Origin of the sequence: Pseudomonas frederiksbergensis (assembly GCF_900105495.1) — a bacterium.
Taxonomy (GTDB): Bacteria; Pseudomonadota; Gammaproteobacteria; order Pseudomonadales; family Pseudomonadaceae; genus Aquipseudomonas; species Aquipseudomonas frederiksbergensis.
Map to the genome: position 1 here is coordinate 1439077 of NZ_FNTF01000002.1, position 15776 is coordinate 1454852.

A 15776-nucleotide genomic window follows, 5' to 3' on the forward strand; every position below is an offset into this window, starting at 1 on the left:
GCTCTTCTTTCGAAGTCGGGGCTTTTTGCAGCTCCAGGCGATCAGAACAAATCGATCGGCGCCGCTTCATCCGCTGGCAGTGGGCTTCCCGGCGCAATGCCGTTGCCCAGCTCGTTTGCCGACGGTGGCGTGTCTTCGGCCTTGAACAGCTCGAAGTAGGCGCCTGGCGTGCCTGGGCTGGCTGCACGGCCGCTGATCGGGTCGACTCGCAGACTGAGGATGCCTTCCGGCTCCGGCTGCGTGTGGGGCGGCAGGTCTTTGAGTGCGGCGCCCATGTAGCTCATCCAGATCGGCAGGGCGACGGTACCGCCGAACTCCTTGCGACCCAGGCTTTCAGGCTGGTCGAAACCGGTCCAGACCGTGGTCACATAATCGGCGTTGTACCCGGAGAACCAGGCATCCTTGGACTCGTTGGTGGTACCGGTCTTGCCCGCAATGTCGCTACGGCCCAAGGCCAGGGCGCGGCGGCCGGTGCCGAGTTTGATGACGTCCTCGAGCATGCTGTTGAGGATGTAAGTGGTGCGGCCATCGACGATGCGCTCGGCCACGGCCGGCGTTTGTGGTGCTGGCTGTGCGGTCAGCGCTTCGCCGGGGGTGGCGCTGACGGTGAAGGCGTTGGCCGCGACAGGGGCAGCGATACCGTCGGTGACGACGTTGCCTTTGGGGACGCTCGGCGGGTTGGCGACGAACAGCGTGTCGCCATTGCGGCTTTCGATCTTGTCGATGATGTAGGGGGTGATCTTGTAGCCGCCGTTGGCGAAAGTGCTCCAGCCGGTAGCGATTTCCATTGGCGTCAGCGTCGCGGTGCCCAGGGCCAGGGACAGGTTGCGTGGCAGGTCCTGCTTGTTGAAGCCGAACTTGCTGATGTAGTCGATGGTGCGGTCAACGCCCAGCGCTTGCAGCAAGCGGATCGACACCAGGTTGCGCGACTTGTAGAGCGCCTCGCGCATGCGGATCGGGCCGAGGAAGGTGTTGGTATCGTTCTTTGGGCGCCAGACTTTGTCCAGGTACTCGTCGACGAACACGATCGGTGCGTCGTTCACCAGGCTGGCGGCGGTGTAGCCGTTATCCAGCGCTGCACTGTAGACGAACGGCTTGAAGCTCGAGCCCGGCTGGCGCTTGGCCTGCATGGCGCGGTTGTAGTTGCTCTGTTCGAAGGCGAAGCCGCCGACCAGGGAACGAATTGCACCGTTCTGCGGATCGAGGGAAACCAGGGCGCCCTGAACCTGTGGGATCTGACTGAATTTCAGCGAGTTGTCTGGCTGGCGCTGCACACGAATCAGGTCGCCGACCTGGGCGACGTCCGAAGGCTGTTTCGGGTTGGCGCCCATGCTGTTGGTGTTGAGGAACGGCCGCGCCCATTTCATGGTGTCCCAGCTGACATGTTCCTCACCGGTACGGGTCAGCACTTGCAGGCCGGTCTTGTCGACCTGGGTGACGATGGCGGGCTCAAGGCTGCTGATGGTGCGTTGCTTGGTCAGCTCGGTTGTCCAGGCCTCGCGAGTCTTGCCCGGCAGGCGCGACTCCGGTCCGCGATAACCATGGCGCTGGTCGTAGGTCATCAACCCTTCATGGAGTGCGGTGTTGGCCATTTCCTGCAGGTTGCTCGGCACCGTGGTGGTGACGCGGAAACCCTCGGTATAGGCGTCGCTGCCATAACGGCCGACCATTTCGGCGCGGGCCATTTCAGCGATGTACGGTGCGTTCACTTCCGGGGTCGGCACGTGATAACTGGCGTTCAGCGGTTCGTTGATCGCGGTCGTGTAGTCGGCTTCGGTGATTTTGCCGAGCTTGTACATGCGCCCAAGGATCCAGTCGCGTCGCTCCTTGCTGCGGGCCGGATTGGCCAGCGGGTTGAAGCGCGAAGGGGCTTTTGGCAGGCCGGCGATCATCGCCATCTGCGCCAGGCTGACATCACGAATCGACTTGCCGTAGTAAACCTGCGCGGCGGCCTCGATGCCATAAGCACGGTTGCCCAGATAGATCTTGTTGACGTACAACTCGAGAATCTCGTCCTTGGTCAACTGCCGTTCAATCTGCAGGGCCAGGAGAATTTCAGTGGTTTTGCGCGAGAAGCTGCGTTCGCTGGTCAGGAAGAAATTCTTCGCCACCTGCATGGTGATGGTGCTGCCACCGGACTGAATGTGTCCGCTTTTTATCAACTGGGTGGCCGCGCGCATCAGGCTGCCAGGATCGACACCGTAATGATTGGCGAAGTTGTCGTCTTCAGCACTTAGTAACGCATTAATGAAATTGGGCGGAATGTCGGCGAACCGGATCGGTGTGCGGCGCATTTCGCCAAATTCTGCGATCAGCTTGTTGTCGCTGCTGTAGACCCGCAAAGGAATCTGCAACTGGATGCTTCTCAGAGCCTCCACGGATGGTAATCCCGGACTAAGGTAGAGAAAGGCGCCGCTAAGACCGAGGAGCAGTCCGCAGAAAACGGCGACGATGGACCAACCGAAAAATTTCAGCAGACGAATCAAGGCTTTTGGACATCCAGGGCAAAGAATGAATTAGGCATCAGGGTTCAGATAAACAGGAAACGACCCGCACTTGAAGTAAAAACCGGAAAAAAGCGCTGGGCATTATAAGCATTTTTCCGGCGGGAGCGTGATTTGCGCTGCTGTCAAGACGGGTGGTTTGAACGCAATGGATATTACAGAGTCCGTAAGACACGGATAGTCATAGGGAATTGGTAGTGCTAGGACTCTTCAATAAGAAAGCCAATACGCTTCTGGGGATCGACATCAGCTCCACGTCGGTCAAGCTTCTGGAGCTAAGCCGCCAAGGCGACCGTTATCGGGTCGAGGCCTATGCGGTGGAACCTTTACCCACTAATGCGGTGGTCGAGAAAAATATCGCCGAGCTCGAAGGCGTAGGGCAGGCGCTCGCCCGCGTGTTGCTCAAGGCCAGGACCAACCTCAGGAACGTCGCCGTGGCCGTAGCCGGTTCGGCGGTGATTACCAAGACCATCGAGATGGACGCCGGTCTTTCCGACGACGAAATGGAAAACCAGCTGAAGATCGAGGCCGATCAATACATCCCTTATCCATTGGACGAAGTGGCCATCGACTTTGAGGTCCAGGGCGTTTCTGCGCGCAACCCCGAGCGGGTCAACGTGCTGCTGGCGGCCTGTCGCAAGGAAAACGTCGAGGTCCGGGAAGCGGCCCTGGCCCTGGCTGGCCTGACAGCTCGCGTGGTCGACGTGGAGGCCTATGCGCTGGAGCGTTCCTACGGATTGCTGGCGAGACAGCTGGCTGCCTCTCAGGAGCGTTTCACGGTAGCGGTGGTCGATATCGGCGCCACCATGACCACCCTGAGCGTGCTGCACCAGGGGCGGATCATCTACACCCGCGAGCAATTGTTCGGCGGTCGTCAACTCACGGAAGAAATCCAGCGACGCTATGGCCTGACCATCGAGCAGGCGGGGCTGGCGAAGAAACAGGGTGGTTTGCCGGACGATTACGTCATTGAGGTGTTACAGCCGTTTCGCGATGCGCTGGTGCAACAGGTGTCGCGTTCGTTGCAGTTTTTCTTCGCCTCCGGTCAGTACAGCTCGGTCGATCACATTCTGTTGGCTGGCGGTACCGCATCGGTCCCGGGGCTGGACCGCTTGATCGAGCAACGATTGGGTACGCCGACGCAAGTGGCCAACCCCTTTTCCGACATGACACTGAGCAGCAAGGTCAACGCCGGTGCCTTGGCCAGCGATGCGCCGGCACTGATGATCGCCTGCGGGCTGGCCCTCAGGAGTTTCGACTGATGGCACGGATCAATCTTTTACCCTGGCGCGAAGAGCTGCGTGAAGTGCGCCGCAAACGCTTTCTGCTGGCGCTGGTCGGTGTGATCGTAGGGGCTGTGGGTGCTGTGCTCATCGCGAACCAGGCCATCAGTGGCGCTATCGATCGGCAAGTGGCTCGAAACGATTACATCGGCAAACAGATTGCCGTGGTTGATGAGCGGATCAAACAGATCAGCGATTTGAAGGCGCGTCGCCAGCAACTGGTCGAGCGCATGCGCATCATCCAGGACCTGCAAGGCAACCGGCCGATCAGCGGACGTATTTTCGATCAGCTGGCGCGGACGCTGCCCGACGGCGTGTATTTCACTGAGGTGAACATGGCCGGCAAATCCTTGTCCATCACCGGAGCGGCCGAGTCCAACAATCGTGTCTCGGACCTGATGCGCAATCTGGATGCGTCCGATTGGTTCGATGCGCCCAGCCTCACGGAAGTCAAGGCGATGACCGCCGGTCAGCTGGATCAGGCCAACGTCTTTCAGCTGACCGTTCGTCAGACCCAGCCCGCCGCTGCGGAGGGCGGCAAATGAGGCTGTCTGACTGGTTCGAAAGCTTGCGCAAGATCGACATCAATGACCTGGACACCAATAACATGGGTTCCTGGCCGCCAGCCATCAAGGCACTGGCGGGTATCCTGCTCATGATGCTGGTGCTTTCGCTGGGCTACAGTTTTTCCATCAGCGACCTTCAGAGTCACCTCGAACTCAAGCGCGAGGAAGAGTCGGCCCTCAAGGAGCAATTCGCCAACAAGGCCCATATGGCGGCGAATCTGGAGCTGTATACGCAGCAGATGAAGGAAATGGAGAACTCCTTTGGCGTACTTCTGCGGCAATTGCCCAGCGACACCGAAGTGCCCGGCCTGCTGGAGGACATCACTCGCACCGGCCTGGGCAGTGGCCTGGAGTTCGAAGAGATCAAACTGCTACCGGAGAACACACAGCAGTTCTACATCGAGCTACCGATCCAGATCACCGTCACCGGCGCCTATCATGACCTGGCCACCTTCGTCAGCGGTGTCGCCGGGCTGCCCCGGATTGTCACCCTGCATGACTTTGACCTTGCACCGGCCAACCCGGAAGGTGGCTCGAAGTTGCGCATGAGAATCCTCGCCAAGACCTACCGCTACAACGACAAGGGGCTGCAAAAATGAGCCCGATTCGTTGCTTGTCGATGGTTGTGTTGGTCGCCGGCCTGGCCGGTTGCGGCGGCGACAATGATTTCAGCGACCTGGATGCCTACATGAACGAAATGCGGTTGCGTGCGCCCGGCAAGATTGAACCAACGCCGACATTTCGGTCTTACCCAACATTCACCTACAGCGCCGCCAACCTGCGAAGCCCGTTTTCCCGACAGATCAGAGTCGATCTGGCCGGCCAGAAACACGGCTCGCGAAACGTCAAACCTGATCCGAATCGGGTCAAGCAGTACCTCGAAGGTTTCAACATCGAGCAGTTTGAAATGGTCGGAACGATCGCCAATGCGACCGGTTCCTTCGCGCTGCTGCGCGGGGCGGGCGGGGTGCATCGGTTGAAAGTCGGCGATTACCTGGGGCGTAACGATGGGAGGATCGTCGCCATCAGTGGTTCGCAGGTCGATGTGGTCGAAATCGTTCCCGACGGCGAAGGCGCCTGGCTGGAGCGGCCGCGGACCATCCCTTTGAAAGAACACTCATAGTGGAACTCGAATAATGAACAGGATTTTCTCAACCTTCGGTACTTCGCTATGGATAGCGTTGCTGTCGCCGATGGTACTAGCGGCCAACCTTGAAGCGCTGGATGTTGCGGCGTTGCCGGGGGACCGCGTCGAGTTGAAGTTGTCGTTCGATGGGCCGCCACCGTCGCCTCAGGGTTACACCACGCAATCGCCGGCACGGATTGCGCTGGATCTGCCTGGTGTCGTCAGTCAGTTGAAAAGCAAAAATCGTGAACTGGGCGGCGGAAATGCCCGCAGCGCGACGGTGGTGCAAGCCAAGGACCGTGCGCGGCTGATCATCAATCTGACCCAGTTGACGCCTTACAACGCACGGGTCGAAGGCAACACGCTGTTGGTGGTCGTCGGGCAAGGCGCCAACAAAACGGCCTCCAGCCCGGCGCCCAAAACGCCGCGTGCAGCGACTGCAACGCCAGCCCCGGCGAAAGCCTATGCGCCGGCAGGCAAGGCCATCCGGGGTGTGGATTTCCAGCGCGGCACCCAGGGCGAAGGCAATGTGGTCATCGATCTGTCGGACCCTTCCATTGCCCCGGACATTCAGGAGCGCGACGGCAAGATCATTCTCGATTTCCCCAGGACCCGATTGCCTGAACCGTTACGTGTTCGTCTGGACGTCAAGGATTTCGCCACCCCGGTGCAGTTCGTCAACGCCAGCGCCACGGGCGATCGGGCCACGATCAGCATTGAACCCAGCGGCGCCTTCGATTATTCGACTTACCAGACCGACAACAAGCTGACCGTCAGCATCCGGCCGATGACCGCCGATGACTTGCAGAAACGCAACACCGAACGCTTCGCCTACACCGGTGAAAAGCTTTCGCTGAATTTCCAGGACATTGATGTGCGTTCGGTGCTGCAACTGATCGCCGATTTCACCAACCTCAATCTGGTGGCCAGCGACACGGTGCAGGGCGGTATCACCCTGCGCTTGCAGAACGTACCGTGGGATCAGGCGCTGGATCTGGTGTTGAAAACCAAGGGCCTGGATAAACGCAAGATCGGTAACGTTTTGCTGGTGGCGCCGGCCGATGAAATTGCCGCCCGCGAGCGTCAGGAACTGGAGTCGCAGAAGCAGATTGCTGACCTCGCGCCCCTGCGTCGCGAGCTGTTGCAAGTCAACTACGCCAAAGCTGCCGATATCGCCAAGCTGTTCCAGTCGGTCACCAGTGTCGAGTCGAAAGTCGACGAGCGGGGCTCGATCACCGTGGATGAGCGGACCAACAACATCATTGCCTACCAGACCCAGAACCGCCTCGACGAACTGCGCCGTATCGTCGCGCAACTGGATATCCCGGTGCGTCAGGTGATGATCGAAGCACGGATCGTCGAAGCCAACGTCGACTATGACAAAAGCCTCGGCGTGCGCTGGGGCGGATCGATCCAGAACAAGGGCAACTGGAACACCTCGGGTGTCAGTAATAGTGGGGCGAATGCTTCATCGACCATCGGTACGCCTGGCAGCACCAGCACCAACTCGCCATTCGTCGACCTGGGTGCCGCCGGCAATACCTCGGGGCTCGGGATCGCCTTCATCACCGACAATGTGTTGCTGGATCTCGAGCTGACGGCCATGGAGAAGACCGGCAACGGCGAAATCGTTTCGCAGCCCAAGGTGGTCACCTCGGACAAGGAAACCGCGAAAATCCTCAAGGGCACGGAGATTCCCTATCAGGAAGCCAGCTCCAGCGGCGCAACGTCGGTGTCGTTCAAGGAGGCCTCGCTGTCTCTGGAAGTGACGCCACAGATCACGCCGGACAACCGGATCATCATGGAGGTCAAGGTCACCAAGGACGAACCGGACTACCTGAACAAGGTGCAGGATGTGCCGCCGATCAAGAAAAACGAGGTCAATGCCAAGGTCCTGGTCAACGACGGCGAGACCATCGTCATTGGCGGGGTTTTCTCAAATACTCAGAGCAAGGTTGTAGATAAGGTGCCATTTCTCGGCGATGTGCCGTATCTTGGCCGCCTTTTCCGGCGTGACGTGGTTTCGGAGAAAAAATCCGAGCTGTTGGTGTTTCTCACACCGCGTATCATGAATAACCAGGCGATTGCTGTGAGTCGTTGATTCTGTGCGAAATTTGATTCTTGTTGGACCGATGGGGGCTGGAAAAAGCACCATCGGCCGGTTGCTGGCCAAAGAGCTGCGCCTGCCGTTCAAAGATTCCGATAAGGAAATTGAATTGCGCACGGGCGCCAATATCCCGTGGATCTTCGATAAGGAAGGCGAACCAGGCTTTCGTGACCGCGAGCAGGCGATGATTGCCGAGCTGTGCGGGTGCGACGGCGTGGTGCTGGCGACCGGTGGCGGCGCGGTGATGCGCGAGGCCAATCGCCGGGCGCTGCACGCCGGGGGGCGAGTGGTCTATCTGCATGCGTCTGTCGAGCAGCAAGTGGGCCGCACGTCCCGCGATCGCAATCGCCCCCTGTTGCGTACTGCCGATCCGGCCAAGACCCTTCGGGATCTGCTGGCGATCCGCGATCCGCTTTATCGGGAAATTGCCGATCTGGTGGTGGAAACCGATGAGCGGCCGCCGCGTATGGTCGTGCTCGATATTCTCGAACGCTTGCAGCAGCTACCTCCCCGTTAAAGCGCAGCGCGAAATGCGCTATCCTCGGCGTCCTGTCGTGGCCGCTCAAGGTTGTGGCAGATGGCTACCGAACGGCGTCACACCAGCAGACGCTGTGGACATACGTTAACTCAAGGCAGGACGCCTGATTCCATCTTCACTGTGGGGACACATGCAGACACTCAAGGTCGATCTAGGCGAGCGCAGCTACCCGATTCATATTGGCGAAGGTTTGTTGGATCAGCTGGAGCTGCTGGCCCCGCATATCCGTGGACGGCAAGTGGCGATCATCTCCAACGAGACCGTTGCGCCGCTCTATCTCGAGCGTCTGACCCGCAGCCTCGCGCAGTTCTCGGTGGTTTCCGTGGTATTGCCGGACGGTGAAGCGTTCAAGACCTGGGAAACCCTGCAACTGATTTTCGACGGATTGCTGACCGCGCGGCACGACCGCCGTACCACGGTCATCGCCCTCGGTGGTGGCGTGATTGGTGACATGGCCGGTTTTGCTGCCGCCTGCTATCAGCGTGGTGTCGATTTCATCCAGATCCCGACCACACTGTTGTCGCAAGTCGACTCCTCGGTAGGCGGCAAGACCGGGATCAACCATCCGTTGGGCAAGAACATGGTCGGCGCTTTCTATCAGCCGAACGTGGTGCTGATCGATACCGCGACCCTCAATACCCTGCCGGCCCGGGAACTCTCCGCCGGGCTTGCCGAGGTCATCAAATACGGGCTGATCTGCGACGAACCGTTTCTGACCTGGCTCGAAGAAAACGTCGATCGCCTGCGCGCCCTGGACCAGGTCGCCCTGACCTACGCCATCGAGCGCTCTTGCGCGGCCAAGGCTGCGGTGGTCGGTGCCGACGAGCGGGAGACCGGTGTTCGCGCCACGCTCAACCTGGGTCACACCTTCGGCCACGCCATCGAAACCCACATGGGCTATGGTGTCTGGCTACATGGTGAGGCGGTCGCTGCTGGCACCGTAATGGCCTTGGAAATGTCCACGCGCCTGGGCTGGATCAGCGAACAGGAACGCGATCGCGGCATTCGTCTGTTCCAGCGTGCCGGCCTGCCGGTTATCCCGCCAGAAGAGATGACTGAAGCCGATTTTCTCGAACACATGGCAATTGACAAGAAAGTGATCGACGGTCGTTTGCGCCTGGTGCTGCTGCGCCACATGGGCGAAGCGGTGGTGACCGACGATTATCCGAAAGAGGTTTTACAGGCCACGCTGGGAGCGGATTACCGCGCTCTGGCTCAGCTTAAAGGTTAATAAGATCCCGATGACTAGTTTGCACGCCGACGAGGCTTTCCTCGGCCATTACCAGTTGAGTCATGACCCTTTTTCTCCACGGGTGCCTGGCTTCAAATTCTTCCCGGCCCAGCGCAAACCGGTGCTGGGGCAACTGCATCACCTGGCACGCTACAGTCAGTTGTTGCTGGTCGTCACGGGCCCGCAAGGCAGTGGCAAGACGCTGTTGCGTCAGGCCTTGGTGGCCAGCACCAACAAACAGTCGGTGCAGAGCGTGGTGGTTTCCGCCCGTGGCGCCGGTGATGCGGCCGGCGTGCTGCGTCAGGTGGCCCAGGCGCTGAACGTCGCCCAGGCCGAGATCGGCGCGATTCTGGCCCAAGTGGTGCAACTTGCGTTGACGGGGCAGGAAGTCTATTTGCTGGTGGATGACGCCGAGCAGCTTGACGAATCCGCGCTGGAAGCCTTGCTGGCCCTGGCTGCCGGTGCACCGGAAGGTCGCCCGCATGTGTTCCTGTTCGGCGAGTCGTCGCTGATCGCTCAACTGGATGCGCTGAGCCTCGAGGAAGAGCGTTTCCACGTCATCGAGTTGCAGCCTTACACCGAAGAAGAAACCCGCGAGTATCTGGAACAGCGTCTCGAAGGCGCCGGCCGGGGTATCGAACTTTTCACCGCAGATCAGATCTCTGATATTCACGAAAGCTCCGACGGTTGGCCTGGCACCATCAACCAGGTTGCCCGCGATGCAATGATCGAAGCCATGATTGCCAGCCGCTCAGCGGTGAAGCGTCCAAGTATGGGGTTCAACATGCCGAAGAAACACGTATTGGCGATATCCGCCGTTGTCGTGGTCGCGGTAGCCGCCGCCTGGTTGATGCCGGGTCGCAGCAAGGCACCGACCACCGGCGCGCCTGCCAATGAACAGGCGCAACTGCCGCTCGGCCAGGGCACGCCACAACCTGACAGCGGCGGCGCGCCTGCCGTCGAATTCGCCGGTAACTCGCAGCCGATGCCATTGCCGCTGGTCGGCAACTCGCAGCCGGTCATGCGCGGTCCGCTGGCCGAAGCCGCCGGTGGCATCACCGAAGGCGATGACGGTGTGCCGGTCGAAGGTTCGAGCGCTACACCGCCGACCGTGACGACCACCGCGCCGCCTGCGGGCATCCAGCCTGGCCCGGCACCGGCACCTGCCGCCAAGCCTGTGCCTGCGCCGACTCAGGTCGCGACGGCCAAGCCAGTCCCGGTTGCGCCTGCCGTGAAGCCGGCTCCCGCTCCAGTGCCAGCCAAGCCAGCCGCCGCAGCCGCCAAGCCTGCCGAGAAACCAGCCACCGTGGCCAAGGCTGCCGGCGGCACCTGGTACTCAGCGCAAGCGCCGGGTAACTACGTGGTGCAGATCCTCGGCACCAGTTCCGAAGCGGCCGCGCAATCCTTCGTCAAGGAGCAGGGCGGCGAGTACCGTTATTTCAAGAAAGTCCTCAACGGCAAGCCGCTTTACGTCATCACCTACGGTAGCTTCGCCAACCGCGATGCAGCCGTTACCGCTATCAAGGCCTTGCCAGCGAAGGTTCAGGCTGGTAAACCTTGGCCTCGCACTGTCGCCAGCGTCCAACAGGAACTGGCAACAACTCGCTGAAGATTCGGCGGCCTTACCCAGGCCGCCTCTCCAAGCACCTCAAAATTTCTACAAGCGCATGCCGTCTCTACAGACCGCGTGCCTTGTGGTGTCTGCGTCACAGTAGTCTTTGAGTCGTTGCGGTCAAAATTAAAAAAGTTTTGACTAGCACAGCATATCGCTTTAAACCTTTCACAAATGCGACATAGATTTGCGACAGTTCGTCGTCAAATTTGTGAGCCTCCGTGTCGGTGTGTACAATGACCTCCCTTTTGCCCCCGCAAAGCTGGCGTACGTTCGGCGCGGATGGTAAGTGGTTGAATTGAAAAGAAATTTGCCTCGACAAGAGGCAGCCTGGTGAGAAAGTGTCTATGAAAGCAGGTCTGTACCAACCAGATGAATTCAAGGATAACTGCGGTTTCGGCCTGATAGCCCATATGCAGGGCGAGCCCAGTCATACCCTTTTGCAAACGGCCATCGAGGCCCTGACCTGCATGACCCACCGCGGTGGGATCAACGCCGACGGCAAGACCGGTGACGGTTGCGGTCTGCTGATTCAAAAGCCGGACGTGTTCCTGCGAGCCATCGCCCAGGAAACCTTCGGCGTCGAACTGCCCAAGCAATATGCAGTGGGCATGGTCTTCTTCAACCAGGACCCGGTCAAAGCCGAAGCCGCTCGCGAGAACATGAACCGCGAGATCCTCGCTGCTGGCCTGACCCTCGTCGGCTGGCGCAAAGTGCCGATCGACACCAGCGTCCTCGGTCGCCTGGCCCTTGAACGCCTGCCGCAGATCGAACAAGTGTTCATCGCCGGTGATGGCCTGAGCGATCAGGACATGGCCGTCAAGCTGTTCACCTCCCGTCGTCGCTCGTCCGTGGCCAACGCCGCCGACGCCGATCACTACGTCTGCAGCTTTTCGCACAAGACCATCATTTATAAAGGCCTGATGATGCCGGCGGATTTGACCGCCTTCTATCCAGACCTCAGCGACCAGCGCCTGCAGACCTCGATTTGCGTGTTCCACCAGCGCTTCTCGACCAACACCCTGCCGAAATGGCCGCTGGCCCAGCCGTTCCGCTTCCTCGCGCACAACGGCGAGATCAACACCATCACCGGTAACCGCAACTGGGCCGTGGCCCGTCGCACCAAGTTCACCAATGACCTGATGGACCTGGAAGAACTCGGCCCGCTGGTCAACCGTGTCGGTTCCGACTCCTCCAGCATGGACAACATGCTCGAGTTGATGGTCACCGGTGGCATCGACCTGTTCCGTGGCGTGCGGATGATCATTCCGCCTGCGTGGCAGAACGTCGAAACCATGGACCCGGACCTGCGTGCGTTCTACGAATACAACTCGATGCACATGGAGCCGTGGGACGGTCCGGCCGGCGTGGTCATGACCGACGGTCGCTACGCGGTGTGCCTGCTCGACCGTAACGGTCTGCGTCCGGCGCGTTGGGTCACCACCAAGAACGGTTTCATCACCCTGGCCTCGGAAATCGGTGTCTGGAACTACCAGCCTGAAGACGTGCTCGCCAAGGGCCGCGTTGGCCCGGGTCAGATCTTTGCCGTGGACACCGAAACCGGCCAGATTCTCGACACCGACGCCATCGACAACCGCTTGAAGTCCCGTCATCCGTACAAGCAATGGCTGCGCAAGAATGCCCTGCGCATCCAGGCGACCATGGAAGATAACGACCACGGTTCGGCGTTCTACGACGTTGACCAGCTCAAGCAGTACATGAAGATGTACCAGGTCACTTTCGAAGAACGTGATCAGGTGCTGCGTCCGCTCGGCGAGCAAGGCTACGAAGCCGTCGGCTCGATGGGCGACGATACGCCGATGGCCGTGCTGTCCCAGCGCGTGCGCACGCCGTACGACTATTTCCGCCAGCAATTCGCGCAGGTCACCAACCCGCCGATCGACCCGCTGCGTGAAGCCATCGTCATGTCGCTGGAGATCTGCCTCGGTGCCGAGCGCAATATCTTCCAGGAGTCGCCGGAACACGCCTCGCGCGTGATCCTCAGCTCGCCGGTCATTTCCCCGGCCAAGTGGCGCTCGCTGATGAACCTCGATCGTCCGGGCTTCGAGCGCACGATCATCGACCTCAATTACGACGAAAGCGTCGGCCTCGAAGCGGCGATCCGCAACGTGGCTGATCAGGCTGAAGAAGCCGTGCGCTCCGGTCGTACCCAGGTCGTGCTGAGTGACCGTCACATTGCCCCGGGCAAGTTGCCGATCCACGCCTCCCTGGCCACCGGGGCGGTGCACCATCGCCTGACCGAAAAAGGCCTGCGTTGCGACTCTAACATCCTCGTGGAAACCGCGACGGCTCGCGATCCGCACCACTTTGCCGTGTTGATCGGTTTCGGCGCCTCGGCGGTCTATCCGTTCCTGGCCTATGAAGTGCTGGGCGACCTGATCCGTACCGGTGAAGTGCTGGGCGACCTCTATGAGGTGTTCAAGAACTACCGCAAAGGCATCACCAAAGGCCTGTTGAAGATCCTGTCGAAGATGGGTATCTCGACCATCACTTCGTACCGCGGTGCGCAGCTGTTCGAGGCCATCGGCCTGTCCGAAGAAGTCTGCGAGCTGAGCTTCCGTGGCGTGCCAAGCCGCATCAAAGGTGCGCGTTTCGTCGACATCGAAGCCGAGCAGAAAGCCCTGGCGGCCGAAGCCTGGAGCCCGCGCAAGCCAATCCAGCAGGGTGGTTTGCTGAAGTTCGTCCACGGTGGCGAATATCACGCGTACAACCCGGACGTGGTCAACACCCTGCAAGCCGCTGTGCAGCAGGGCGACTACAGCAAGTTCAAGGAATACACGGCGCTGGTGGACAACCGTCCGGTGTCGATGATCCGTGACATGTTCAAAGTCAAAACCCTGGACACGCCGCTGGACATCAGCGAGATCGAACCGCTGGAATCAGTGCTCAAGCGCTTTGACTCTGCGGGCATCTCCCTCGGCGCCTTGTCGCCGGAAGCTCACGAAGCCCTCGCCGAAGCGATGAACCGCCTCGGTGCGCGTTCCAACTCCGGCGAAGGCGGCGAAGACCCGGCGCGTTACGGCACCATCAAGAGCTCGAAAATCAAACAAGTCGCGACTGGTCGTTTCGGTGTGACCCCGGAATACCTGGTCAACGCTGAAGTGCTGCAGATCAAAGTCGCTCAGGGCGCCAAGCCCGGCGAAGGTGGTCAGCTGCCCGGCGGCAAGGTCAACGGTCTGATCGCCAAGCTGCGGTACGCAGTGCCGGGCGTGACCCTGATCTCGCCTCCACCGCACCACGACATCTACTCGATCGAAGACTTGTCGCAGCTGATTTTCGACCTGAAACAAGTCAACCCGAAGGCGCTGGTCTCGGTGAAGCTGGTTGCAGAAGCGGGCGTCGGCACCATCGCTGCCGGTGTGGCCAAGGCCTACGCGGACTTGATCACCATTTCCGGCTACGACGGCGGTACCGGTGCATCGCCGCTGACCTCGATCAAATACGCGGGCGCCCCGTGGGAACTCGGCCTGGCCGAAACCCACCAGACCCTGCGCGGCAACGATCTGCGCGGCAAAGTGCGGGTACAAACCGACGGTGGCCTGAAAACCGGCCTCGACGTGATCAAGGCAGCGATCCTCGGCGCTGAAAGCTTCGGCTTCGGCACCGCGCCAATGATCGCCCTTGGCTGCAAATACCTGCGCATCTGTCACCTGAACAACTGCGCCACCGGCGTCGCGACTCAGAACGAGAAGCTGCGCAAGGATCACTACATCGGGACCGTCGACATGGTGGTGAATTTCTTCACCTACGTCGCCGAAGAAACCCGTGAGTGGCTGGCCAAGCTGGGCGTGCGCTCCCTCGAAGAGCTGATCGGTCGTACCGATCTGCTGGACATCCTCGAAGGCCAGACCGCCAAGCAGCAACACCTGGACCTGACGCCGTTGCTGGGCAGCGATCACATCCCGGCAGACAAGCCTCAGTTCTGCCAGGTCGACCGCAACCCACCGTTCGACAAAGGCCTGCTGGCCGAGAAAATGGTCGAGATGGCCACCTCGGCCATCAACGACATGAGCGGCGCCGATTTCGCGCTGGATATCTGCAACTGCGACCGTTCGATCGGCGCGCGGATCTCCGGTGAAATCGCTCGCAAGCATGGCAACCAAGGCATGGCGAATGCGCCGATCACCTTCCGCTTCAAAGGGACGGCCGGTCAGAGCTTCGGTGTGTGGAACGCTGGCGGCCTGAACATGTACCTGGAAGGCGACGCCAACGACTACGTCGGCAAAGGCATGACCGGCGGCAAACTGGTCATCGTTCCGCCCAAGGGCAGCGTCTACAAGACTCAGGACAGTGCCATCATCGGCAACACCTGCCTGTACGGCGCCACTGGCGGCAAGCTGTTCGCCGCCGGTACCGCAGGCGAGCGTTTCGCGGTGCGTAACTCCGGTGCTCACACGGTTGTGGAAGGCACGGGCGATCACTGCTGCGAGTACATGACCGGTGGTTTCGTCTGCGTATTGGGCAAGACCGGTTACAACTTCGGCTCAGGCATGACCGGCGGTTTCGCCTACGTGCTCGACCAGGACAACTCCTTCGTTGACCGGGTCAACCACGAACTGGTGGAAATCCAGCGGATCAGCGGTGAGGCGATGGAAGCCTATCGCAGCCACCTGCAACGCGTGCTGAACGAATACGTCGAGGAAACCGACAGCGAGTGGGGTCGTAACCTCGCTGAAAACCTCGATGACTATCTGCGCCGTTTCTGGCTGGTCAAGCCCAAGGCTGCCAACCTGAAATCGTTGCTTTCCAGCACCCGTGCCAACCCGCAGTGATATGCGCCTGAAGAGT

General features: G+C 60.3%; 10 protein-coding genes. 9 read left to right on the plus strand and 1 reads right to left on the minus strand.

Annotation, left to right across the window (positions count from 1 at the left end; translation table 11 throughout):
* Positions 1 to 41 precede the first annotated feature (41 nt).
* On the minus strand, positions 42 to 2483 hold the full coding sequence (locus tag BLW70_RS07175) for a penicillin-binding protein 1A (RefSeq protein ID WP_371916910.1): 2442 nt from the start codon (positions 2481 to 2483) through the stop codon (positions 42 to 44).
* Between the two features lie 218 nt (positions 2484 to 2701).
* Here BLW70_RS07175 and BLW70_RS07180 point away from each other — a divergent pair, with 218 nt between their 5' ends.
* The 9 genes from BLW70_RS07180 to gltB all read left to right on the plus strand — a co-directional run bounded on the left by BLW70_RS07180 (position 2702) and on the right by gltB (position 15760).
* The gene (locus BLW70_RS07180) at positions 2702 to 3766 is read left to right on the plus strand and encodes a pilus assembly protein PilM (RefSeq protein ID WP_074872899.1); all 1065 of its coding nucleotides are present in this window, start codon (positions 2702 to 2704) and stop codon (positions 3764 to 3766) included.
* Entirely contained in the window at positions 3766 to 4332 is a 567-nt protein-coding gene (locus BLW70_RS07185; RefSeq protein WP_074872902.1) for a PilN domain-containing protein, read from the plus strand. The genes BLW70_RS07180 and BLW70_RS07185 overlap by 1 nt, the downstream gene beginning before the upstream one ends.
* Positions 4329 to 4952 carry a type 4a pilus biogenesis protein PilO gene (gene pilO / locus BLW70_RS07190; protein ID WP_074872905.1) on the plus strand — a complete coding sequence of 208 codons (624 nt, stop codon included), beginning with the start codon at positions 4329 to 4331 and terminating at the stop codon, positions 4950 to 4952. The genes BLW70_RS07185 and pilO overlap by 4 nt, the downstream gene beginning before the upstream one ends.
* Positions 4949 to 5476, plus strand: coding sequence for a pilus assembly protein PilP (locus BLW70_RS07195; RefSeq protein WP_074872908.1), 528 nt, complete (start codon positions 4949 to 4951; stop codon positions 5474 to 5476). The genes pilO and BLW70_RS07195 overlap by 4 nt, the downstream gene beginning before the upstream one ends.
* 13 nt (positions 5477 to 5489) lie before the next feature.
* Positions 5490 to 7580, plus strand: coding sequence for a type IV pilus secretin PilQ (gene pilQ / locus BLW70_RS07200; protein WP_074872911.1), 2091 nt, complete (start codon positions 5490 to 5492; stop codon positions 7578 to 7580).
* A gap of 4 nt (positions 7581 to 7584) precedes the next feature.
* Complete coding sequence (gene aroK, locus BLW70_RS07205; protein ID WP_010464421.1) at positions 7585 to 8103, plus strand: shikimate kinase AroK; 519 nt, start codon at positions 7585 to 7587, stop codon at positions 8101 to 8103.
* Positions 8104 to 8254: 151 nt separating this feature from the next.
* A complete protein-coding gene (gene aroB, locus BLW70_RS07210) occupies positions 8255 to 9355 on the plus strand; it encodes a 3-dehydroquinate synthase (protein WP_074872914.1) in 1101 nt (366 codons plus the stop codon).
* 10 nt (positions 9356 to 9365) lie between these two features.
* On the plus strand, positions 9366 to 10964 hold the full coding sequence (locus tag BLW70_RS07215; RefSeq protein ID WP_074872917.1) for an AAA family ATPase: 1599 nt from the start codon (positions 9366 to 9368) through the stop codon (positions 10962 to 10964).
* 350 nt (positions 10965 to 11314) lie between these two features.
* Complete coding sequence (gltB, locus tag BLW70_RS07225; protein ID WP_074872920.1) at positions 11315 to 15760, plus strand: glutamate synthase large subunit; 4446 nt, start codon at positions 11315 to 11317, stop codon at positions 15758 to 15760.
* Positions 15761 to 15776: the final 16 nt, after the last annotated feature.

Coding starts and splice junctions, on each gene's coding strand:
- gltB (WP_074872920.1), top strand. CDS start 11,315: ATGAAAGCAGGTCTGTACCAACCAGATGAATTCAAGGATAACTGCGGT.
- BLW70_RS07195 (WP_074872908.1), top strand. CDS start 4,949: ATGAGCCCGATTCGTTGCTTGTCGATGGTTGTGTTGGTCGCCGGCCTG.
- pilO (WP_074872905.1), top strand. CDS start 4,329: ATGAGGCTGTCTGACTGGTTCGAAAGCTTGCGCAAGATCGACATCAAT.
- pilQ (WP_074872911.1), top strand. CDS start 5,490: ATGAACAGGATTTTCTCAACCTTCGGTACTTCGCTATGGATAGCGTTG.
- BLW70_RS07215 (WP_074872917.1), top strand. CDS start 9,366: ATGACTAGTTTGCACGCCGACGAGGCTTTCCTCGGCCATTACCAGTTG.
- BLW70_RS07185 (WP_074872902.1), top strand. CDS start 3,766: ATGGCACGGATCAATCTTTTACCCTGGCGCGAAGAGCTGCGTGAAGTG.
- aroB (WP_074872914.1), top strand. CDS start 8,255: ATGCAGACACTCAAGGTCGATCTAGGCGAGCGCAGCTACCCGATTCAT.